The sequence below is a fragment of the Alteromonas mediterranea DE genome, from assembly GCF_000020585.3.
Lineage (GTDB): Bacteria > Pseudomonadota > Gammaproteobacteria > Enterobacterales > Alteromonadaceae > Alteromonas > Alteromonas mediterranea.
In genome coordinates this window covers 696,249-719,422 of record NC_011138.3, presented here as the reverse complement: position 1 = coordinate 719,422, position 23,174 = coordinate 696,249, and the positions used below count along the sequence as shown (strand labels likewise).

At 47.0% G+C, this 23,174-nt stretch carries 17 protein-coding genes; 7 read left to right on the top strand and 10 right to left on the bottom strand.

Translation table 11 applies throughout. The annotated features are described in order from the left end of the window. The first annotated feature begins 103 nt into the window (after nucleotides 1–103). The 5 genes from rapA to MADE_RS03340 all read left to right on the top strand — a co-directional run bounded on the left by rapA (nucleotide 104) and on the right by MADE_RS03340 (nucleotide 6,664). The gene (gene rapA / locus MADE_RS03360) at nucleotides 104–2,947 is read left to right on the top strand and encodes an RNA polymerase-associated protein RapA (protein ID WP_012517201.1); all 2,844 of its coding nucleotides are present in this window, start codon (nucleotides 104–106) and stop codon (nucleotides 2,945–2,947) included. A 39-nt stretch (nucleotides 2,948–2,986) separates the two neighbouring features. After that, nucleotides 2,987–3,703, top strand: a complete 717-nt coding sequence (rluA, locus tag MADE_RS03355) for a bifunctional tRNA pseudouridine(32) synthase/23S rRNA pseudouridine(746) synthase RluA (RefSeq protein WP_012517200.1) — start codon at nucleotides 2,987–2,989, stop codon at nucleotides 3,701–3,703. A 165-nt stretch (nucleotides 3,704–3,868) separates the two neighbouring features. Next, on the top strand, nucleotides 3,869–4,753 hold the full coding sequence (locus MADE_RS03350; protein WP_012517199.1) for a DUF3530 family protein: 885 nt from the start codon (nucleotides 3,869–3,871) through the stop codon (nucleotides 4,751–4,753). A 143-nt stretch (nucleotides 4,754–4,896) separates the two neighbouring features. After that, the gene (locus tag MADE_RS03345) at nucleotides 4,897–5,220 is read left to right on the top strand and encodes a hypothetical protein (protein WP_012517198.1); all 324 of its coding nucleotides are present in this window, start codon (nucleotides 4,897–4,899) and stop codon (nucleotides 5,218–5,220) included. Between the two features lie 97 nt (nucleotides 5,221–5,317). Then, a complete protein-coding gene (locus tag MADE_RS03340; RefSeq protein WP_012519939.1) occupies nucleotides 5,318–6,664 on the top strand; it encodes an AmpG family muropeptide MFS transporter in 1,347 nt (448 codons plus the stop codon). 28 nt (nucleotides 6,665–6,692) lie between these two features. Here MADE_RS03340 and MADE_RS03335 read toward each other — a convergent pair whose 3' ends face one another. The 7 genes from MADE_RS03335 to rppH all read right to left on the bottom strand — a co-directional run bounded on the left by MADE_RS03335 (nucleotide 6,693) and on the right by rppH (nucleotide 14,324). Further along, on the bottom strand, nucleotides 6,693–7,670 hold the full coding sequence (locus MADE_RS03335; RefSeq protein ID WP_012517196.1) for a sensor domain-containing diguanylate cyclase: 978 nt from the start codon (nucleotides 7,668–7,670) through the stop codon (nucleotides 6,693–6,695). Then, on the bottom strand, nucleotides 7,667–8,737 hold the full coding sequence (locus MADE_RS03330) for a response regulator (protein WP_012517195.1): 1,071 nt from the start codon (nucleotides 8,735–8,737) through the stop codon (nucleotides 7,667–7,669). The genes MADE_RS03335 and MADE_RS03330 overlap by 4 nt, the downstream gene beginning before the upstream one ends. A gap of 9 nt (nucleotides 8,738–8,746) precedes the next feature. After that, nucleotides 8,747–9,580, bottom strand: a complete 834-nt coding sequence (locus tag MADE_RS03325; RefSeq protein WP_012517194.1) for a thymidylate synthase — start codon at nucleotides 9,578–9,580, stop codon at nucleotides 8,747–8,749. Between the two features lie 18 nt (nucleotides 9,581–9,598). Further along, nucleotides 9,599–10,402 carry a prolipoprotein diacylglyceryl transferase gene (gene lgt / locus MADE_RS03320; protein ID WP_012517193.1) on the bottom strand — a complete coding sequence of 268 codons (804 nt, stop codon included), beginning with the start codon at nucleotides 10,400–10,402 and terminating at the stop codon, nucleotides 9,599–9,601. Nucleotides 10,403–10,406: 4 nt separating this feature from the next. Further along, complete coding sequence (locus tag MADE_RS03315; RefSeq protein WP_012517192.1) at nucleotides 10,407–11,213, bottom strand: sulfite exporter TauE/SafE family protein; 807 nt, start codon at nucleotides 11,211–11,213, stop codon at nucleotides 10,407–10,409. A gap of 5 nt (nucleotides 11,214–11,218) precedes the next feature. Next, nucleotides 11,219–13,510, bottom strand: coding sequence for a phosphoenolpyruvate--protein phosphotransferase (gene ptsP, locus MADE_RS03310; protein ID WP_041702999.1), 2,292 nt, complete (start codon nucleotides 13,508–13,510; stop codon nucleotides 11,219–11,221). 271 nt (nucleotides 13,511–13,781) lie between these two features. Next, a complete protein-coding gene (gene rppH / locus MADE_RS03305) occupies nucleotides 13,782–14,324 on the bottom strand; it encodes an RNA pyrophosphohydrolase (protein ID WP_012517190.1) in 543 nt (180 codons plus the stop codon). A 113-nt stretch (nucleotides 14,325–14,437) separates the two neighbouring features. On the opposite strand from rppH, the gene mutH reads away from it, so the two are divergent. After that, nucleotides 14,438–15,115 (top strand): DNA mismatch repair endonuclease MutH, encoded by a 678-nt coding sequence (gene mutH, locus MADE_RS03300; RefSeq protein ID WP_012517189.1) that lies wholly within the window; start codon nucleotides 14,438–14,440, stop codon nucleotides 15,113–15,115. 92 nt (nucleotides 15,116–15,207) lie between these two features. On the opposite strand, the gene MADE_RS03295 is transcribed toward mutH, so the two are convergent. Both MADE_RS03295 and MADE_RS03290 read right to left on the bottom strand, forming a co-directional pair. Continuing rightward, the gene (locus MADE_RS03295) at nucleotides 15,208–16,290 is read right to left on the bottom strand and encodes a helix-turn-helix domain-containing protein (RefSeq protein WP_012517188.1); all 1,083 of its coding nucleotides are present in this window, start codon (nucleotides 16,288–16,290) and stop codon (nucleotides 15,208–15,210) included. Nucleotides 16,291–16,350: 60 nt separating this feature from the next. After that, on the bottom strand, nucleotides 16,351–17,856 hold the full coding sequence (locus MADE_RS03290) for a CYTH domain-containing protein (protein WP_023559506.1): 1,506 nt from the start codon (nucleotides 17,854–17,856) through the stop codon (nucleotides 16,351–16,353). A gap of 172 nt (nucleotides 17,857–18,028) precedes the next feature. Here MADE_RS03290 and MADE_RS03285 point away from each other — a divergent pair, with 172 nt between their 5' ends. After that, on the top strand, nucleotides 18,029–18,631 hold the full coding sequence (locus MADE_RS03285) for a TIGR04211 family SH3 domain-containing protein (protein ID WP_012517186.1): 603 nt from the start codon (nucleotides 18,029–18,031) through the stop codon (nucleotides 18,629–18,631). Nucleotides 18,632–19,195: 564 nt separating this feature from the next. Here the strand turns inward: MADE_RS03285 and putA are convergent. Continuing rightward, nucleotides 19,196–22,993, bottom strand: a complete 3,798-nt coding sequence (gene putA, locus MADE_RS03275; protein WP_012517184.1) for a bifunctional proline dehydrogenase/L-glutamate gamma-semialdehyde dehydrogenase PutA — start codon at nucleotides 22,991–22,993, stop codon at nucleotides 19,196–19,198. Between the last annotated feature and the right edge of the window lie 181 nt (nucleotides 22,994–23,174).

Here is a 23,174-nt window from a genome sequence, read left to right as displayed (position 1 = left end):
CTACGCCTATGTAGTAAAAACGACAACCAATAGTCTAGTATTAATGACTTATCACAGCGCAATGCGTACAATACCGCCCCCCCGAAAAACAGGTTGGTGATTTATGAGTTCAGATAGTCAATTTTCAGTTGGTCAACGTTGGTTAAGCAACACGGAAACAGAGCTAGGTTTAGGTGTGATTATGGGCACCGATTTCCGTTCAGTTGAAGTATTGTACCCCGCAACTGGCGAAGCACGTAAATATACCAAACAAGACGCTCCACTAACGCGACTCATCTTTGAAATTGGCGAAACAGTAAAAAGCCAAGATGGTTGGGAAATGACCATTACAGAAAAAGAAGAAAGCCAAGGGGTGTGTATTTATCACGGGCTTCGCGAAGACACCAAAGCGCAAGTGCGTTTGCCCGAGACGATGCTAGACAGCCATATTCAACTAAACCAACCTGAAAGACGTTTGTTCAGCCAGCAGCTCGACAACCCAAAGTGGTTCGATTTACGAGAGCGTGCTTTAGACTATCAATACGACTACCTTCGCTCTAGCACTATCGGCCTAGCTGGCGCGCGTATTTCTCTTATTCCTCATCAGCTTCACATTGCTTCAGAAGTCGGCGGTAGACACGCGCCGCGCGTACTCCTTGCCGATGAAGTAGGGTTAGGTAAAACCATTGAAGCTGCGCTAATTATCCATCAGCAGCTTAAAACGGGCCGCGCTGAACGCGTGCTTATTTTGGTCCCTGACTCATTAGTACACCAATGGCTGGTTGAGATGCTTCGTAGAGTAAACCTACCCTTTGCCATTTACGATGAAAGTCGTTGCGACGCGATAGAAGAAAGCGAAGCGTCTGATGCTGGCGAAGTGAATCCGTTTGAAAACGATCAGCTAGTACTTTGTAGCATCGACTTTTTAAGCCAAAGTGAAAAGCGCCAAAAGCAAGTTCAAGCCGCAAGCTGGGATTTGATGGTTGTGGATGAAGCTCATCACTTGGCGTGGTCAAGCGAGGCGCAATCAGCTGAGTATAAGTGCGTTGAAGCTTTAGCTAACCTAACGCCTGGTGTATTGCTGCTTACGGCAACCCCAGATCAGCTTGGTCACGAAAGTCACTTTGCTCGCCTGCGTCTTCTTGACCCTGCTCGTTTTCATAGTTACAACGCTTTTTTAGAAGAAGAGTCGAAATATAGCCAGCTGGCCGACGCCGTCGCGCCACTGCTTTCAGATGCAGAGCCTAACGACAAACAACGTACCAAATTGGCAGAGTTCGCCCCTGATGTCATGGAGCACACCGGCGATTTGAGCACGCCAGAAAACCGCCATGCGCTGTTACACCAGTTAATTGACTGTCACGGCACTGGCCGCATGCTGTTTAGAAACCGTCGCGCTAATATTGAAGGCTTTCCTGAACGTAAACTGAGCGCTTATGAACTTGCGTTGCCTGAAGTCTACGCAGATGCGGTAAGCGGCGGCGACCTGACCTACTCGCTTTACCCCGAGCGAATGGCCAACGTGGTAAATAGCTGGACTAAACACGACCCTCGTGTTGAATGGCTGCTTGACTTCATGCAGAGCGTTAAGCCTGAAAAAATACTGCTTATTTGTGCCAGTGCTCGCACTGCGCAAGAGCTAGGTGAAGTCATTCGCACTCAATCAGGCATTCGACACAGCGTATTCCACGAAGGTATGAGCATTGTAGAGCGCGACAAGGCTGCTCACTACTTTGCCGACGAGGAAGAAGGTGCACAAATTCTACTGTGTAGCGAAATTGGCAGTGAAGGCCGTAACTTCCAGTTTGCCCACCATTTGGTGTTGTTCGATTTACCCATTACACCTGATTTACTGGAACAGCGCATTGGTCGACTCGATCGAATTGGCCAAACGCAAACAGTACAAATTCACGTACCGTATCTTGCTAAGACCGCGCAGCATGTGTTGTTAGATTGGTACCATGAAGGACTAAACGCATTTGAGAAAACCTGCCCGACAGGCTCTGGCGTATTCGATGACGTTAAACCGTTGCTTGTTGGTGCATGCTTACATCCCGATGATATAAGCGCTCGTGATGAACTTATCAATATGAGCGTAACGCTGAACAGCCAGCTTGTAGCGCAGTTGGAGGCCGGACGAGATCGCTTACTAGAGTTAAATGCCTCTGGTGAAGGGCGCGTAGAGCAGTTACTCGAAGACATTGTTACCCTTGATAGCGAACAAGATCTATCGCGCTTCATGGGCCGCGTGTTCGACGCTATCGGTGTACAGCAAGAAGAGAAAGGCAACGACTGCTTTATTCTTATGCCTACCGAGTCTATGGTGAGTCAGCTTCCTGGCCTTGACCCTGAGGGAATGACAGTCACCTACAAGCGCCGTGTGGCAACAACCTTAGAGAACGTGCAGTTTCTTAGCTGGGACCACCCTCTTGTTCATACCGCCATTGACGTTATCCTTACGGATGTTCACGGCAAGAGTAGCATGGGCTTTATTGCTGAGCCGTCGCTGCCAAAAGGCGCATACTGGATAGAGGCGTTATTTGTTCTTCATGCTCAAGCGCCAAAAGCGTTGCAGCTTGGCCGTTTCTTACCGCAGACGCCGGTACGCGTATGCTTAGATGCACAAGGAAATGCGTCTGACTTAAGCTTCGATGTGAAACGTAAGATTGGACGTAAAATTTCAGCGCAGCTATTGAAAGCCCTGCAACAGCCACTTGAGTTGGCTATTGAGAAGGCGCGTAAGCTTGCCCACCAGCAGGCCAATCAAAAGCAGCACGACGCGTTGAATACCATGCACTTGACCTTGGGCGAAGAAATTCAACGTTTACGCGACTTACAAAAGCGCAATCCAGCGGTGCGAGACAGTGAAATTGAGTTCATTGAAACGCAAATGAATGCCCTCGATAAGGTAATTCAGGAAGCTGATGTTCAGCTAGATGCGTTGCGAATTGTGGTAAACAATCCGTAACGCTCCCCCTTAACGGCTACTTATAAGTGACACAACGCAATGGCTAACCCGAGCTTTGTTTATAACCCACCAATGACGCCTTATCTTGATATTTTGTATCAGGATGAGGATATGGTGGTAGCACACAAACCCAGCGGGCTATTGAGTGTTCCCGGTAAAGCACTAGAACACCGCGACTCTCTGATTAGCCGTGTTAACACTGTGTACCCCACTGCTACCGTGGTACACCGGTTAGATATGGCCACTTCGGGTATTTTAGTACTGGCACTTAACAAAGACAGTCATCGCCATATCTCTAAGCAGTTCGAGCTTCGGCTAACCCAAAAACGCTATTTCGCGCGGGTTCACGGCCATATAGAGGAAGATTCGGGCGAAGTAGACTTACCCCTTATCTGCGACTGGCCTAATAGACCAAAACAAATGGTGGACTTCGAACGGGGCAAAAAAGCCATTACGCGGTTTGAAGTCATTGAGCGTGCCACTGACGATGCAGCGCGCCGCTATACCTTAGTGGCGTTATATCCCATTACAGGGCGCTCACACCAACTACGGGTGCACATGCTAGCCTTGGGCCACCCAATCTTAGGTGACCGGTTGTATGCTCATGACGAGGCGCTTAGTATGGCCCCTCGCCTTCAACTTCACGCTGAAAGTTTAAGCTTGACTCACCCAACATTGGAAAAGTGGTTACATTTTAAAACCCCTATCCCGTTTAGCCATTATCGCCCAGGCGCCCTTTCTATTGATAGAGACTAGCGTTAATTTGCCTTTTACTGTGACGTGCTAACCCCCCGTTATTCTTTTTAACCATTGCTATAGTTTTTGCTTAGAGTGCCGATAACTGTTTTAGTTATTGGTACAAACGAAGCAACGGGTTAAGCACCAGTTAATGGGTAGAACTAAAAGGCAAATCTCTCTTCTATGAAAAGGCAAACTATCCTTCTGTTATTTGCTGTCATCGTATCCCTCTTACCTATGACGGCGCACAGCAACTTTCTGAAAGACGTGAGTAATGCTTACTTACCTGGTGAAGTAAAAACAATCATGGTGGGTGAAGGCGAAGCACCGATCATTGAAATAGGGGCCAAAACACCACTGCCTCTTGGTACAGCCATAGTTCTTACCGAACCTTTCCCATCTAGCCTCACGCTTTCACAAGGCAATAGCCTTGCCGACTTGCTCGCAGAAAAAGGCTGGAACGTAGTCATTAGCCCTTTTCATTTACCCGTAACACCCAGTGAGCCAATAAACGAAGATACGATGCCTGGTTCTTTAGATGAGGGTGATAGCGCGCCTTCATCACAACCCAATGAGATACACCCTCGTAGCAATCAACTCACACAATACCTTAGCTTCGAAACGACCGTTACTGCGCTCACGCTTCAACTCAGCGCGTTGTATAATTATTTACAGGACCGAGGCGGCTATCGCATGGTAATAGCCCAAGGCATGCTTGCCACCACATTTTTGTCTGCCACAGAACAACAGCCCGCCTTAGAGCCAGATACATTCATTGCCATATCGCCCTTTTGGCCCGAAGAGTCCACCAATAACTTAGTAATAGAAACCATGGCTCAGGCCAACTACCCTGTCCTAGATGTTTCTCTTAACAACTTTAATGATTGGGAGAGCAATACCACATTAAAAAGGAAAATTAGAGCAAAAAACGCACTAAAGTTGCACTACCGGCAAATAAATATTCCAAATAATTCTTTAACCTTTAGTATAAGAGATATTCACAAACCCCCACAAATTCAGATGGTTGCAAATAGCGCCATAGGCTGGACCCGCCACTTGGGCTGGTAATTTATTCACCTACCGATTAGGCTAAATTAGCACCCAAAACAGTTACCTAAGTATTTCAGACAAAATAATACCCTGCCCTGGCACGTGGTAACTGCGTTATAGACTATAATATTTCATAGCAAACAGAGACGGTTGAATTACTTGTGAATGTTCAAGATTTTGTAGACAACAAAGCAAAGCAGCTGTGTTTCTATTTGAGAGCATTTTGGCAAGGAGAGCTTCCTATCGAGGAGATCGAGCTATTTTTCTGGGATAGTATGGAAGAGTGGGGCCAAATTGAATACACGTTAACCCAGCCCTATACACAAAAAGAACGGGTGTTTTGGCATGTACTTCATCAAGTGCATTACTGGAACGAAGAGAAACTGACAAAAGATCAGTTTCTCATTGATGAACTTAATAACTGCGTCAATTTTCTCGAAGGATTAGGTCATTGCCCTTTGGACTGCGTGGGGATACGCCCTTAGGCTCCCGTCTACGGCAAAAATAAGTGACCAACAACGTCACAGGATGTCGATACTTACCTATTGCCGCTCAATGGGTTATTGCTAAACCTCGTACTTCGTGGCTCAATATGCTTTTGAGTTATTGCCAAAGGCTGAAGTTTTGCTTACCGCTTTAAAAACGTTCAACGACAAACGCTATTTAAGTATTTTTCTGTTTGGTATTTCCAGCGGTTTCCCTTGGATAATGATTGGCTCAGTGCTATCAGCGTGGCTAAAAGACGAAGGCTTGTCCCGCTCTGCAATCGGCCTTTTCGGAATTATCTTTGCCACTTACTCATTCAACTTTTTATGGTCGCCCCTTGTAGATAAGCTCAAGCCACCACTATTAGGTCAGCGTAAAGGGTGGATTTTCGCTATGCAAGGCTGCATCGTTTTACTCTGTCTTGGTATGTCGCAGCTAAGTGCAACTTACGACTTGTATTACGTAGCGTTAATTGGTCTGCTCATTGCTGTAGCGTCAGCTACACAGGACATCGCCATTGATGGCTTTCGCATCGATTGTGTGGAAAAAGAGGATAAAGACGGTATGTCAGCAGCGTCCTCTGTGGCGACGGCTGGCTGGTGGACAGGGTATGGTGGGCTTGGTGCCATACCGTTTTTCTTGGCCGACTTAACGACGTGGTCATGGCCCAACATTTATCTTTTGCTAAGCGTAATAATGGTACTTTTAATGTGCGCTACGTGCATAGCAGATGAACCTCAGATTGATAGAGAGGCTTTGCTTGAAAAGATAACAGACGCCAACGCTACGAGCTCGCCACTTGTCTATTGGATTAGAACCACGCTTATCACGCCTTTTGCCGAGTTTTTTAACCGCAATGGTGTGAAACTAGCAGCGTCGTTTCTGCTTTTCATCTTTCTATTTAAAATTGGCGAAGCATTTTTAGGGCGCATGAGTATCGTTTTTTATAAAGAGGTAGGGTTCTCCAACAGTGACATTGCCACCTATTCGAAATTACTCAACTGGTGGGTGACCATTGTTTTTTCTTTGTTAGGAGGCTTAGTTAATATTCGCTACGGCATATATCGAGGGCTGATGATTGCGGGCGTCGCCATGGCGGCGTCGAATCTTCTTTTTGCGCTGATTGCGCAAACGGGCCCATCCACCTCGTTACTCGCCGTCACGGTGATCGTTGATGGGTTTACCGGCGCATGGAGTACGGTAGCGATGGTCGCTTTTATCTCGCTGCTGTGCAACAGAGCCTTTAGCGCCACTCAGTATGCGCTGATGGCGTCATTAAGTGTAGCCGGCAGGACATTGGTTGCCTCTAGCAGCGGTATTGTTGTTGATAGCTTAAACGGCAACTGGAGTTTATTTTTCATCATTACTGCCGTAATGGTTATTCCAAGCCTTTGCTTTTTGTATTCAATTCGTCACCATATAAAGCGCGTGGAAACGGCTTAACACTCTAACTAGCTTGCCTGTTAGCAAGCTAGCGTTGGCTTGTATCATAAACGCGATATTGATTTCGACCGCTTTCTTTTGCGTCATAAAGCGCTTTATCTGCACATTCTAACCATGCCAGAGGGCCTTTAAACGCTGAACAAAATTGGGCAAGACCAAGGCTGACGGTAAAATTTATCGACTCGCCTTCGTGCTCGACCACCAAACGCTGTGCGAGCTGACGAATTCGCTCAGCGACAATACGCGCATCTTCAACGGTAGAGTCATTGAGGATAATCGCGAACTCTTCTCCACCATAGCGCCCGGCTAAATCGGTTTCGCGCACACAGCGTTTTATCAAAGCCGCTAGCATTTTTATGACCTTGTCGCCCGCCTGATGACCGTAGGTGTCATTAATGCGTTTAAAGTGGTCAATATCTAGCATAACTGCCGTGCTAGGCTTGTCTCTTCTAACGCAAAGCTTATACATTTCGTCAAAACGTTCTTGCCAGTAGCGACGGTTGAATAGCCCGGTTAGGCCATCTACACGGCTCGCTGTTTTAAGCTCTTGATTGAGGTGCTCCATACCTAGCTTACCTAGCGCTTGCTCTGTCACATCGTATACAAGCATACAAAAACGCTCCACATTGCCATCTTTATCAACGATGGGAAACATGGTCACGTTCTGATACATATACTCAGCAGCACAGGTAACGGGGCGATTACAGGCAAATTTGAATAGGTAAGGGCGCTGCTCCCAAATAATAAACACGGGGCTTTTCAAATTAAAAACCGGGTCGACCTTGGTTCTAAGCCACTTTTCTTCTATTTCAGGAAAGTGGTCAAACAGGCTATGCCCGATTATAAAATCGACTTTTTTAGCACTGTGGTTTTCTAAAAATTTGTTCCATACTTGTACGGTGAAGTTTCTATCGAGCACGGCAATACCAACCTCAATAGAATCTAATAATTCCAAGGGAACTTGAGATACCGCACTGCGATTCAAAGTATCAATGGATGCATTCATAGACCTTCCTTGTCATCTGTATCGTAGCTATCGTCAAGTAGGCGCGAATAGACCTGACTCATGGCATCGCCGGGAAATAGTAGCAGTAAATCAAAGGAAATATCTCGCGCTTTGATTGCATAGCCTATTTCAATAGCCATAAGTTTCCCCCAACGTTGTACGTTATCGCTTAGCAGCGCTGATAGGCCTTGATGCTGCCCCAATAACACAGGGTGTGTGTGACTAAACGCCACCTTTAGCTGTTCTGATAACCCGTTTAAACACGCCCCTATTAGAATATTAGACACGTCCATAAGGGCTTCTAGCGCTAGTTTGTCAGATGACGCCGACGGCGGGTACTTAAGCAGCTCAACAATGTTTTGAGAGTTCGTATCGTTAAAGATTACCAGTGCTTCCCCACTAACCCCCTCACTAATGAACCCTTTTGAAACCGCAGACACACTCTCGTTGCGGTTAATCTCGGCTACCGCCATGGAAAGTTCGTTGCTTTCAATCAGATTAACATTGGGAATGGGCAGGTCAATAAACTCACCAAGTAGCTCTGCTAAGCTCTCGCCTGCCCGCCCCATGGCAATGTTCACCATTTCGCGACAGGCGTCTAACTTTTCTTCGGTGCTTGTAACACGTTGACTTGCGGTAGCCTTAGTTTGGCTAGCTTCTTCTACTTTTTGTAATTTGGCACCAGAAGAGTGCGTTTCTCCACTGTAAATACCATAAGACGATAAAATATGGCTGAGCTTATCGTTGTCGATAGGCTTTCGAATAAAGTCCAACGCACCCAAGGCGAGCATCTTTTCTCTCGCTTGCGCCTGAACGTCACCAGAAACCACAATCACTAAACACGGAAGGTCGTGCTTGCGAATTTCTTCCATTGTTTGGTAGCCGTCCATTACCGGCATGTTAAGGTCTAGAAAAACTACATCGCCTTTGCCTTCTCGAATAAGCGTCAAAGCTTGCTCGCCATTTTCAGCAAAAGAAATATCCACATCCCAGCTATCGGGCAAGCTACGCGCCATTTGACGCCTAGCGAAACCTGAATCGTCGCAAATCAATATTGGAGTACTCATGGATACTCCTTATATGGCAACAGGGGCTTTAATATGTGGGTGAGATTGATAATTTTTGAGCGTAAAGTCGTCGAATGTGAACCCAAAAATATCTTTTACTTCTGGGTTAATTTCCATTGTTGGACGTTCGAACGGTTCGCGACTGAGCTGTAGCTCTACCTGCTCAAGATGGTTTGAATACAAGTGAGCATCGCCCAACGTATGGATAAAGTCACCAGGCTCTAAATCGCACACCTGTGCAATCATCATAGTAAGTAGCGCATAGCTTGCAATATTGAACGGAATACCTAGGAAGATATCACCGCTTCGCTGATAAAGTTGGCAGCTTAGCTTTCCATCTAGAACATAGAATTGAAAAAGCGTATGACAAGGTGGCAACGCCTGTTTACCCATGGCGGCATTTTCTTTTGGCGAATAGTTAGTATCTGGCAATACCGCTGGATTCCAGCCACTCACAATAAGGCGACGTGAATCAGGGTTGTTTTTAATTTGCTCTACAACCTCGGCAATTTGGTCGACTGACGTACCGTCACCGCGATCCCAGCTACGCCACTGATGACCATAAACAGGGCCAAGTTCGCCTTCATCTGTGGCCCACTCATCCCAAATCTTCACGCCATGTTCCTTCAAATAGGCAATATTGGTTTCGCCTTTAAGGAACCAAAGAAGTTCATGAATGATGGATTTAAGGTGACACTTTTTCGTTGTCACCAAGGGAAACCCTTCCTGCAGATTAAAGCGCATCTGATACCCGAACACACTTAACGTACCTGTACCAGTTCGATCTTTCTTTTTCACACCTGTATCACGTACATGGCGCATTAGAGCGAGATATTCTTTCATCGTTATTCTTATATTTTTTTACTGTTCAACACGGTCTTTGCCGCGCGTATACGCACGGACTATTAATCCTATTCCTAAAGCTATCATAGGTAAACAAAGAAGTTGCCCCTGACTGAGGCCCATTTGGTATAGGCCAATATGAGCATCGGGCTCTCTGAAATACTCAACGATAAATCTAAAGCTACCATACCCAAGCAAGAACAAACCACTTACCGCCCCTACCGGACGCTTTTTAGCTGAATATAGCCATAGAATAATAAAGAGCAGAACACCTTCAAGGGCAAATTCATAAAGCTGCGACGGGTGGCGAGGAATATTGCCCGCATTAGGGAAGATCACTGCCCATGGTACATCCGTACTTCGCCCCCACAATTCCGCATTAAGAAAGTTACCTATCCGCCCCGCGCCTAAACCAATTGGGACAAGGGGCGCTACGAAATCGCCTAATCGTAAGAATGTTGTATTCATACACTTAGCGCGCCAAAATAGTGCAGCTAAAACCCCCAGCAGCCCGCCGTGGAAGGACATACCGCCGGCCCAAATTTTAAATAAATACAAGGGGTCGTCGAGGAACATGCCAAACTGATAGAAAAATACATAGCCAATACGGCCGCCTAATATCACTCCCACAAAGCTCCAGAAAAGCAAATCGCTTAACTGCTCACGGCTCCAGCTGGTTTGCGACAGGCGCTTTTGTGCTAATAAATACGCGGCAATAAAGCCAACGAGATACATTAAACCATACCAACGTACGCTTAGCGGGCCCATACTGAAGATAACGGGGTCGATACTGGGAAATACCAGATAACTGCTCTGTTCCATTACTTTATTCAATTCCTAAAATCATTCTAATGCTTACCAACACGAGTAAGCACGCCAACATTGCTTTTAACACCCGCACATTTACTCGCTGTCCGAGCTTCGCCCCTATGTTTGCGGTAAACATAGAGGTGGCAACAATACCAGCTGTGGCGGGCAAATACACATAACCTAAACTATGTTCTGGTACATCTATCGCATTCCACCCAGCAATCACGAAACTCGTAGTACCAAAAACAGCAATAACGAGCCCGCAAAAAGCGGCGCAGCCAATAGCCGCCCTAATATTCACACGAAACCACACTAGCGCAGGAACCAGTAACGCACCACCGCCAATGCCCATTAGCGCGCTTAGTATACCTGCTGTGCCGCCAACGGCTGCTAATGTACCTTTGGAGGCTTCATTATCTGATGCTTTTTGCTTACCAAAAATCATTTGCAGCGCAATTAATATTACCAACACCGCAAACACATCTTTGAGCAGCTCCCCAGACATGTGGCTGGCCACCTGGGCGCCGGCGATAGCACCAAACGCAATTCCCAAACCAGTATAAAGCACGATATAGCGCTGAATATTACCGAGTTTATAGTGCGCTAATGCCGACGACGTGCCGGTAAAGATAATGGTTGATAAAGACGTTGCGATAGCAACCGGCATAACGGTTTCAGTGGTCATGCCCATAAAGTGAACAAGTAAATAGCTAAGTGCAGGGACAATAATAAGCCCTCCGCCAATGCCCAGCATACCCGCAAGAATTCCAACGACAGAGCCTAAAATCAGACAGCTGACGATAATAACAACAAATGGGTCCATATGTCCTAAGCACCTGCTCGGATAAGGCCTCCTAGGCCCTTGGTTTCAAGATACTGGTTTAAGTGCACAAAGACTTCTTCATGGCTGACAGACGTCAGCGCCAGCGAAAGTAGCTGCTTACATTCATCCAGCGTTACTTTTCTGATAAGCCAGTTTATTTTTCTTAAGTTAAACCCGTTCATACTAAGGCGACGATAGCCCATCCCCATTAGTAGCAATGCGCCAGCAGGTTCACCGGCAATCTCACCACAGATAGTAACAGGGACCTGATTTTGATTGGCTTTTTGCACCACATCGTATAGCGCCCCCAATACCGCAGGATGATAGCTGTTGTACAGATCGGCAACCCGTGTATTGTTTCTATCTACCGCTAATAAGTACTGCGTTAAATCGTTGCTACCCACTGAGAAAAAGTCGACGTGTTTTGCCAATTGTGGCAATTGATAAAGCACTGAAGGCACTTCAAGCATAATACCGAGTTTAGGCTTATTTAGCGTTTGTCCCGACTCCGCAATCTCATCAGAAATTTCGTAAAACGCCTGATTAATTAATCGCTTTGATTCTTGTACCTCAGACACCGTAGAAATCATGGGTAGCATGATTTGCAAGTTGCTAAGCCCTACACTTGCGCGCAGCATTGCGCGCACTTGAACTAAGAAGATTTCAGGATGATCAAGTGTAAGACGAATACCTCGCCACCCCAAAAACGGGTTCTCTTCATTAATCGGGAAGTACGGTAAAGGTTTATCCCCTCCCACATCGAGAGTACGCATAGTGATAGGTAACTCAGGCGCGGCCTCAAGTACTTGGCGGTAGAGTTTCACCTGCTCTTGCTCTGAAGGAAAACGCTCGCGAAGCATAAAGGGAATTTCGGTACGATACAGGCCGACCCCTGCGCCGATTTGCTCTGCATTGAGTTCAACTTCAGCAGAAAGGCCCGCATTTATGTAAAGCGACATTCTGCAGCCGTCCACGCTCTCGCAAGGTTTATCGGCTTCTGCATCAATCTTCTCTGCAATGGCCGATTCTTCTTCAATCAGCTGAATAAACTCAGACTTAATGTTGCGCTCGGGCGAAACGATAACTTCACCGGAATAGCCATCAAGCAATATCTCTTTATCTTCAAGCAATGCTGGGGTGACGTTCTGACAGCCCATAACAGCAGGCACGCCCATCGCTCTTGCTAAAATGGCGGCGTGGGAGTTGTTCGAACCGCGAATGGAAATAATACCCTTGAGCTTATCTTTCGGAAACTCAGCAAGCATGGGCGCCGAAACTTCGTCAGCCACTAAAATGCTGGCTTCTGTAATTACCTTTTCGGTAACTTTTTGGCCGTTAGCCTCGTATAAAATATTTGCAAGAATGCGGTCTGACAGGTCAACGATATCAATGGCACGCTCCTGCATGTAAGGGTCGTCCATGGCCCGAAAGCGGGCAGCGTAACTTTCTACCACCATTTTCAGTGACGACGCCGCATCCCACCCCTGTCGAATCTTTTCTTCAACTTCCCGGCCTAAGCTATTTGCATCAAGTAAGTGATGATAAAGCTGGAAGATAGACTTTACGTCATCGGGAATAGCGTCATCGAGGCGGTTGGACAATGTATCGACATGGCCCCGCGTCACTTCGACCCCTTTGCGGTAAAGCTTGATCTGATCTTGCGGGGATTTGGAGCGCTTTACTACCCAGTTTTTGAGGTTAATGGACTTATCGGGCGACACCCCTTTACCAATTGCTAACCCCGGTGAGCCCGCGATACCGTGCACGTGCTTCTGTTGCGCAATGTTATCTGGGGAGTTTGAGAGCGTTAACGCACCGCGAATATCGGCATTGGTGATTTCTAAGGCTAATTGCGCTGCAAGGGTAACGAGAAACGCCTCTTCATCTTCACTGAAGCGTCGCATTTCTGCTTGCTGAAGTGTGATCACCCCCAACACTCGCCTTTGATTGATAATCGGTGTACCTAAAAAGGCGTTGTATTTTTCTTCTTTTACTTCGGGGTAATGTTTGAATCGAGGGTGGCTATGGGCATTAACGATGTTAAGCGGCTCTTCTCTTTGCCCTACAAGACCAATAAGCCCCTCTGAAAAACCTATGCGTACTTGCTCAACGGCATCTGGATGAAGGCCGTCAGTGGCTTTAAGTATGAATTCTTGCGCTTCATAATCGGCAAGATATATGGAACAAGAGTCTACGTTAAGGGTGTGCTTTACACGAGAGGCCAGCCTAAACAATGCGGTATCGAGAGCAGGAATTTGATTCATTTCCTGCACGATACGTTTTAACGTTGTTAACATTGCGCCTTGTTGACTTTGAGGACTCACCGATTCTTCCTTATCTACTCGAAGTTCGCTCGCCGCTTACTTTTTCATACATCGCTTTTCGCTCATGCCCTACTCTTTCGCTCAGGGCCTTTTTTTTCGCTCATCGCCTTTTTTTTCGCTCAGGGCTGAATACTCGCTCAGGGCTTTTTGCTCGCGACTCGCTCAGGGCTGCATACTCGCTCAGGGCTGCATACTCGCTCAGGGCTGTTTCACGCGATACATCTTCAGCCTTGGCGTTGCGCCGTTAGCCACGCCTGCGCTTTTTTCCACGCTTATGTGGCGCTGCGTTTTGACGCTGCAAAGGGCGCTGCTGGGCAGACATAACAACAGGTGAAAATTCCTTCATTACCCGCCTGTAAACATCCCGCTTAAACGATACAACGTTCCTAATAGGATACCAGTAACTTACCCACCTCCAGTCATCAAATTCAGGATGACCTGTTTTAAGCACATTAACATCGCGCTCGTTGCAATCTAGCTGCAACAAGAACCATTTTTGTTTTTGCCCTATACAAACAGGGTTACTACCTTGTCGAATTAATCGCTTTGGCAGCTTATATCTAAGCCAGTTACGGGTAACACTTAAAATGGTGACATCTTTCGGTGTCAGCCCTACTTCTTCGTGAAGCTCCCGGTACATAGCTTGTTCAGCAGATTCCCCTTCATCAATTCCGCCTTGAGGGAACTGCCATGAATGTTGACCATAACGTCTTGCCCAAAATACTTGACCCATTTTGTTGCAAATCACTATGCCCACATTCGCACGGAATCCATCGGCATCTATCACATAGACTCCCGGGCACACTATACTGTTATATGTTTTCATTCTTCCACAAACTATGCTCCAATCATAGTCTTAATGTTCGCTCTTGCTTTTCAAACAGGAAATTAACGTCATTTATGCAACCACCAGCCTCTCCCCCCTCTTCGCCAGATAGTCTTTTAAAGCGTTGTCACGCGATTGCCGGGCTGACGCTTGGAGAATTAGCTGAAATGGCCCATGTTGCTATACCGGCAAACCTGCAGCGCCACAAAGGGTGGCCAGGCATGCTAATTGAGAAGTGGTTAGGGGCTAGCGCAGGTTCAAAGCCACAGCAGGATTTTCCAGAGCTCGGTATCGAGCTTAAAACTATTCCTATCGACGCTAACTTCTCACCCTTAGAAACCACCTATGTATGCTTTGCGCCCCTTTTAATGTCGCCAGGTATCACATGGGAAACCTCAAACGTTCGCAATAAGCTTCAGCAGGTGCTGTGGTTGCCCATTGAAGGTGACAGAGCTATCCCTCTTGCCGAGCGGCGTGTGGCGACGGGTTTTTATTGGCGCCCTAATGAACACGAAGACGCCCTACTCAGGCATGACTGGGAGGAACTGGTTGAGTACATTGCAACCGGGCAAGTCGAGTCAATCACTTCCCGGCAAGGTGAAGCTCTCCACATACGTCCGAAAGCGGCTAACGGAAAAGTGCTGACCGATGCATTAGGGCCAGAAGGGCAGCGCATTAAAACCCGGCCGCGAGGGTTCTATTTGCGTAAAACCTTTACGCAACAGATTTTAATGAATGCCTTTGGCGGATAAAAAAGCCCGCGTAGCGACTAAGCAAAGCATGCAGCAACTAATGCCATCTATTGGAGGATAAACCTGTTGGTGCACTCAACACGGTTGTCGCTCTACTTCTTTTGAGAGGGAGTGTGTAAGTGCTTGACCAGATATTCGCTTAAGAACTTTTCTGAATTCACACCTATACGTTTTGCCACCGCTTCAAGTTTAGCATCACTGCGCAGCAGCACATTTTTCGCATACTCAAGACGATAATGAAAAATAAACCGCCTAAAGTTCTTTCTCTCTGAAAGCTGTAGAGCCAGGGCTAACGACGTAGGGTCGATATCAGCCCCTTTGCAAAACGCGCTCAGCGTAAGAAAGCGGGTTTTATACGCTTTCGATTCCAACGTATAGCGCTCGGCTTTTGAAATAATACTGCTAATTTCATAGGGCGTCGCTTTGCCTTCATCTAAGCGTTCGTAATCAAGGGGGGATGGCGACGTACGGCGAATAAAGGTTAATGAAAACAACACGATTAATATTGCAGTACCTAACATTAGGTGATGAAAGCTTTCCCAAAACGGAACGGGAAAAAAACCAAAGGTCGCCGCCGTTACTAGTAAAATACTCATAAACGCGACACCGACCAAGCTGCCCATCACCCCAGCTAGCTTTGGCATTTTTAAATTTTTAATATCTACTGCCTGCTCAGGAAGGTGCCTGTGATACATTTGAATATGTTCGGTAATAAGAATACCAATTAGCAGTACGCTAAACCCTGTAAGCAGTGAGGCGATATACGCTGGCCACAAAACCAAGGGCTCGCCGTGCGGTGACGACAACAGCCACCGCTGTTTATCCTCTACGGGGATCAGCAATACGGTGCATTGAAAAAGTGCAGTGACCACAACAGGCCACCACAGACGTTTTCTTGCCGTTGGGTAGGCCAGTAACATTGGCTTTATCGCACGGTAACAGCAGGTAATGGCTAAAACAGCAAAAACGTCTGACAGCCCGTAAATAACCGCTAGATCAGTAGCATGAGCGAGACGGAGCCATTCGTCTAACATGAAAAGTGGCCAGCACACAAAAGCGCCAATAAGCCAACGCGTACTGCTTAAATTAACTTTTTGTACGAACAGACGCACAACCCCTACGGCATACACACCCAATAGTGCGTAAAGACAATAACTAAAGATAGCTGAGGTCATCAGCGCCCTCCATCCTTGAGAAACAACGTACTAACACAGCCCTCACCTGGTAAAAATTGACTACCAGTAAACATCACGTTGCATAGCGACGGTGCGTGTACGTTCCATAATACGTATTAGCGTGCTGAGCTTTTCTGCGGTCCATTTACGAACCTCGTCATGGGAGTCTACCTCGGCATCATCTATCGACTGCTTAAGCATTAAAAGTGCGTTAAGCTCATCAATGCCGGTTAGCAAATCGAGCCAGGGCGCGCGGAAATTGCCGCGTTCTTCAACAAACAAGTCACCAAGTAAGAAGCCGCTCCACAAGGTTTGGCGCAACATGATTTCCACCGCACTATAATTCACTGGCCCCATGGTTTTACTTAACGGCATGCTCTGCTGTACTGTCTGCCAACCTTGTGAAAGCCAACCTTTAGCGTGGTCGAGCACGGGGTGGTCATAGCCTGTCGCTTCTTTCTGCCAAGGTTTGTTTTGAATAAGGCTAATTGCATGCAACTTAATGTCGGTAGCATCGTTATCAAAAAACAGCTTTTCAGGTTCGTGGGCCTGCATAAGCCCCGTTTGTCTGCCTTGTAGATAACTTACCACCGCGGGGTGCTTACTTAGTGTTTTACTAAACATGCTCTTTTTAGACAGCAAGTAACGCAGGCTTTGAAGGTCGTCCTGCCATCCCCATTTCTGCGCATGAGCGACGAGTTTTTTGTGCAGCGCCAATAATTCGGGGCATTGAAGGACAGGAAGATACAGTGAAACGCTTTGCAGCAACAGACGTACACTTTTGGCGACTTCCGCGAGCATTTTTATCGACCCGCTTTCACAGAATACGTGCTCGTGATGCTGCCAATGCGCAAGCGCAGTTTGCACCGCTCGGCTAAATGCTTCTTCTGTTGTGGTGGTATCTTCTAGCGCGAGAAAATCAGGTAAGTGACGAATTTTCGCATTAAAGCCATGCAGCAGTTGATAACCCTGGGCCGCTTTCGACACATCGCTCAGCCTTACCGGCATGTTGTCATTTATCAATACCGCTAGAGTAAACAGGGTATTAATATCACCCGACATTAGCTCAAGTTCAATTTCATTTATAGGTGAGCTGGCTTTTTCAGTGCTGGCTTTGCCGCAATCCAGCACGATTTCAACCTCACTGTCATCAAGTGCAACTACATAAGCATTGCGCGTAAAGTGGGTGCTAAACTGCTTTGAGAGACTTGCGTTTTTAGCCGATACATCCCAGCCTTGTGGCCATACGCTTTCATCAAACAGGGCAAGGTCAGGCTGTGATTTTTCAAGGCTGACATTATATTCCATACGTTTGTGCAGGCCGCCGCTAACCACGCCGTTCGTTTTTAGGGTTTGTTCGTACTCACCATTATTCCCACGTACTCTAAAGCCCATTTTTTGATTTTGAAAATCGAGCTTTTCGGTATCGTAATAGTCGTTTTCCAAGCGCATTTCGCGATGCGAGTTAACTTGGATACGGTGTTTTTCAAAAAGAGGAAGGACCCGTTGCGTAAACGCTTGGTGCGCGTCGTCACCTGTAACAAATTTTAATTCTATTTCTGACATGGTTGCGCTAAGCACAGCTGATGATGCTGACACCTTACCTTTGTCACTTAGTTTTCGCAATGCTACAACACCTTTCTTAGGTGCTAAATTTAGACAAAAGTGGAACAAACTTGCCTTTATCGCGGTCAACCAATACCATCTTCACGTTTTAAATTCTAAAATTGGACTTCATATGATTCGAAAGTGGTTAGCAGCAGCCCTTATTGCGTGCTCTTTTCAAGCATTTTCGCTACAAGATATCGCTGATTTAGAAGCGTCTTCTTCACATTACATTCGAGATGACTTATTTATCTTCGTGCATACTGGGCCTGGCCGTAATTACCGTATTTTAGGGTCAATTGAAGCAGGTACCCCCATTACGGTACTTGCTAGAGATAACGATGCCGAGTTCACACAAATTACCGATCCGGAAGGTCGTAAAGGCTGGGTAGAAAGTAAATTTGTGTCGAATACTATGTCACAAGCAGAGCAGCTTCCTATCATCAGCGAGAAACTGGCAGAGAGCCAGAGCAGTCTGCAGACCTTACAGTCTGACAACGCAAAGCTCCGTCAGCAGCTAAACGATGCACGTCAGCAAGTATCGAAACTTACCACGACGAATGACGAGCAAGCCTCGCAAATTATTCGTTTAACGGCGAAGGTTGAAAGCGCGAATAAAGATGAGCTAGTAATGTGGTTTACCCGCGGCGGAATAGTGGCTGGCATCGGTATTTTGCTAGGCGTAATGCTAACCTATCTGCCAAAGCGCAAGCGCCGAAGCAGTGAATGGATGTAAGCGTTAACGCTTTTAAGAAACAACACAACAACGCCGATGACAATCATCGGCGTTGTTGTATAGGGTGTTGAGTAATTACTGTCACATCCACTCTCGATTCGGGCAACGAGGCATTTTCATCGCGCCCCAGCCACAAAAGGGTCTCTGTTAGAGCGGCCATGGTCTACGCGAGGCAAGGTTATTCACTTTTTTATTTTCACTATCTATAACCCGATGAAGCAAAGCTGAACTGCTTCGAGTGACGGCAATAGGCGTTCTTAATTCATGACGAGCATGGTTAACAAAATTTCGCTCTCGGTTAAGCGTGTTGCGCATTAGGTGTGCCTATAACTTGACGCACGGCGCATCCCTACCTTCTGTTTACTAAAACATGAAAAGAGCGAATGATGCACCGAACGTGTGATTTCAGTTAACTATTGGCAGCTAGTGTCCCAAAAGCAGGGTTAAGACGGGGTTAAGGTGGGAAAAGTAGGCGTAAAGAATACGTAAAGTGGGCTAAAGAAAAGGGCCAGCATAATCGCTGGCCCTTTTTTATTTATGAATTTACATGATAAGGATTATCGCTTATTCATCATCTTCTACTAAGGTCATCAACGAGGTGTTGCCACCGGATGCCGTAGTATCGATACTGATGGTTTTCTCAGTCATCAAGCGCTGAATAAGGTTATCGTTATACTCGGCGGTAATAACCGGCAAGATAGCCCCTTCGCGCGACGACAGCATAGCCGTGATACGCGCCGTACGCTCAGTACTTGAGTCAACAACCACACCCGATAAGTCTTCATCCATTAATAGCGTATCTAAATGCGCAAGACGAGCGACTTGGAATAATCCCTTCGGGGCACCCGTTGACTCAAACTTGTTCTGAATTTCTACAGCTTCTTCATAGAAGATTTCAGAGACGACTGACACTACGGGGTTACCGGTAGAAAGCGCAGTGACAATAGACAGCAACCAGTATTCAAACGTTACTTCTTTATCGGCGAAACATACCAGGATACCGCGCGGCTCTAAGTAAAGCTTGTTGGATTCACCCGTTGGGCCAGGCAAAGTCTGAGCTTTAGCCAATTTACGCTCTACGCTGGTTAATTGCTGACGAGCCGTTGCCAACGTGCGGTTCAAGTCGTCGGCCAAGTCATCGACAATATCTACCTTGGCAATTTTAGCCAATAATTGGCGTACCATTGAGATGCGATCGTTGATAGGCGTGTGACGCCATTGGATTTCAACGGCTTTAGCCTTGTCCATCATTACGTGGGCACGCTCGGCAATTTTCTCATCCCCGATAAGCGCTGCATCGGTACCATCTACATCATCGATATGAGACGGCTTGGGTGTGGCGCGTTCCATCATTAGACGAGGCAGATAGTTTGGACCACCGGCTTTCGGACCAGTACCAGAAAGCCCGCGCCCACCAAAGGGCTGAACGCCAACAATTGCCCCAATCATATTGCGGTTGATATAAACGTTGCCCGCACGGCTCTTCGCTGCTAACTCGTTAGCACGCTCTTCAATGCGCGAGTGAATACCCATCGTCAGGCCGTAACCTGTACCATTGATTTGCTCAAGCACGTTGTCGAGCTCTTTTGACTTAAAGCGAACAATATGAACAACCGGTCCAAATACTTCTCGCTCAAGAACATCGATATTTTCAATTTCATAAAGCGTAGGCGCGAAGAACGTACCGTTTTCAAACCCTTTTGGCATTTCACTGCGATAGAGCAACTTACCTTTACCTTCCATATAGTCTTGGTGGTCTGTCAGGCTTTTCAGTGCTTTTTCGTCAATAACCGGGCCGACGTCGGTAGCTAGCTGCGTGGGATCTCCCACCGTTAGCTCTTTAAGTGCGCCGATTAACATTTCGGTTAGTTCATCGGCAATGTCGTCTTGAACAAACAACACGCGCAGTGCTGAACATCGCTGGCCCGCACTTTGGAACCCAGAATGGATTACATCGTCAACCACCTGCTCTGGCAAGGCCGTTGAGTCTACCATCATACAGTTTTGACCGCCGGTTTCTGCAATAAGCGGTACCTGCTCACCACCTCGCTCTGCCAATACTTGCGAAATTAGCGTACCGGTTTGCGTTGAGCCCGTGAACATGACGGCTTTAATACGCTCATCAGGCAGCAGCGTTTCACCGACTTCTTTACCTGGCGATACAATTAGCTTCAATGCATCTTCGGGTAAACCTACCGAGTGCATAATATCGACTGCGCGCTGCGCAACGATACTGGTTTGCTCTGCAGGCTTAGCCACTACCGTGTTCCCCGTAACAAGCGCGGCGGCAACTTGTCCTAGGAAAATTGCCAGTGGGAAGTTCCATGGGCTAATACACAGCACCACACCACGGGGAAGTAAACGCTGATCTTCAGCAAGCTCTTCGGCGCGTACTGCATAATAACGACAAAAATCTACCGCTTCACGGACTTCGTCGATGCTATCTTGCGCTACTTTACCCGCTTCACGCATACAAATAGCAATAAGCTCGGCCATGTGACGCTCTAGCGCATCTGCCGTACGATTAAGAATTTCTGCCCTTTCGCTGACATCTCGCTTCGACCAAGCTTCAAAACCTGCATCTGTGTCGTCTAGCGCCTTACGCATGTCGTCTGGCGTAGCGTAGTAATGATAACCAACAATGTCAGTATGGTCGGTTGGGCTAAGTACAGGTGTTGCCCCTTCTGGCACCTCATCGGTGACTTTGTAGTAATCCTGCCAACGCTCTAGTTCATGCTTAAGTGCAGTAACCGCGTTGGTGTCAGTAAGGTCTAAACCACGTGAGTTATCACGCTCTGGCGCGTACAAACCACGAGGCGTTTTAATAAGCTTATTGTAGCGAACTTTGAGGCGCTGCGTTTTCTCTACCGGGTCTTCAAGTAGTGACTCAACAGGCTTTTCATCATCAACAATAGCGTTTACAAACGACGAGTTCGCTCCATTTTCAAGAAGACGACGAACAAGATAAGCCAATAAGTCTTCATGCTCTCCCACCGGCGCATAAACACGGCACTGAATCTTATCTTCTGTCACGACTTGATCGTAAAGGGTATCGCCCATGCCGTGCAGGCATTGAAATTCGAACCCTTCTTTATCGTCGCCAGCAAGCTCTACGATAACAGAAGCGGTGTAGGCGTTGTGCGTAGCAAACTGCGGATAGATAGTATCGCGGTACTCAAGCAAGCGGTTCGCACAGGCGTGATACGACACATCTGTTGACGACTTACGAGTAAATACAGGAAACTCTTCAAGGCCCGCCTGCTGGGTAAGCTTAATTTCGGTATCCCAATATGCACCCTTAACTAAGCGCACCATCAATGGTCGGCCCACTTCTAACGTTAGGTTACGTAAATGTTCGATAACGTGAATTGCGCGCTTTTGATAAGCTTGCACCGCCAAACCAAAGCCAGTCCAGCCGTTGAGATCGTCATCGCGGAACACCGCTTCAATAATGTCTAAAGAAAGCTCTAAGCGGTCGGCTTCTTCAGCATCTACTGTTAGACCGATATCATACTCTTTTGCCATCATACAAAGGGCTTTTAAGCGCGGTGGAATGTCGACCATGGCACGCTCGCGATGAGAGAATTCAAAGCGCGGATGAATAGCAGAAAGCTTCACGGAAATACCCGGAGAGCGTTTCGGACCACGGCCATTTGCCGCTTTACCGATAACCTTGATAGCCTTTACGTATGCGTCATAATAGCGGTCAGCATCACGCATGGTACGCGCGCCTTCACCTAGCATATCGTAAGAGTACACATACCCTTTCGTTTCTTTCTCTTTGGCGCGGTCTACCGCATCCTCGATAGTTTCACCCATGACGAATTGACGGCCCATAACGCGCATTGCAATATTCATTGCTCGGCGAATAACAGGCTCACCTAAACGGCCAATCGTTTGCTTCAATAAGCCAAACTGCTCTTTTTTACGCTTGTCGGCATAATTGACCATGTTGCCAGTGAACAACAGGCCCCATGCTGACGCGTTCACAAACAGAGAGTCAGAATTCCCCAAATGTGGTGTCCACTGCCCTTTTGAAAGTTTGTCTCGGATGAGTTCATCTTGTGTCGCGCGATCTGGTACACGCAGTAAGGCTTCAGCCAAACACATCAACACTACGCCTTCTGCAGTAGATAGCGAGTATTCGTTTAATAACGCATCTACGCCACCGTGGCCTTCTTGTTCACGGCGAATTTGAAGCACCATCTTACGTGCACGTTCCCACGCACGGCTTCGTGCACGAGGGTTTACCTCGGCAATGGGAAGAATTTGGTCTACAGCCACAGACTCGCTAATGCGATAGTAGTCTCTGATACGCTGGCGTAGCGGTGAAGTAGTATGAAGTGTATCGTTTATGAGCATTGCAACCCTTTCATAGAAATAGCTGTAACAAAAAGCGTTCCCGCCGTGTACTTCTGCTCACGGTTACATGGAAGCGGCCAAAAAACAAGCAAAGTCGAAACCGTGCTTTAACGTGTCGTTTTTCTTTAAACTTTATACTTTTGAATGAAGATCACGACAGCGCCAAATTTGCGCGGATGTT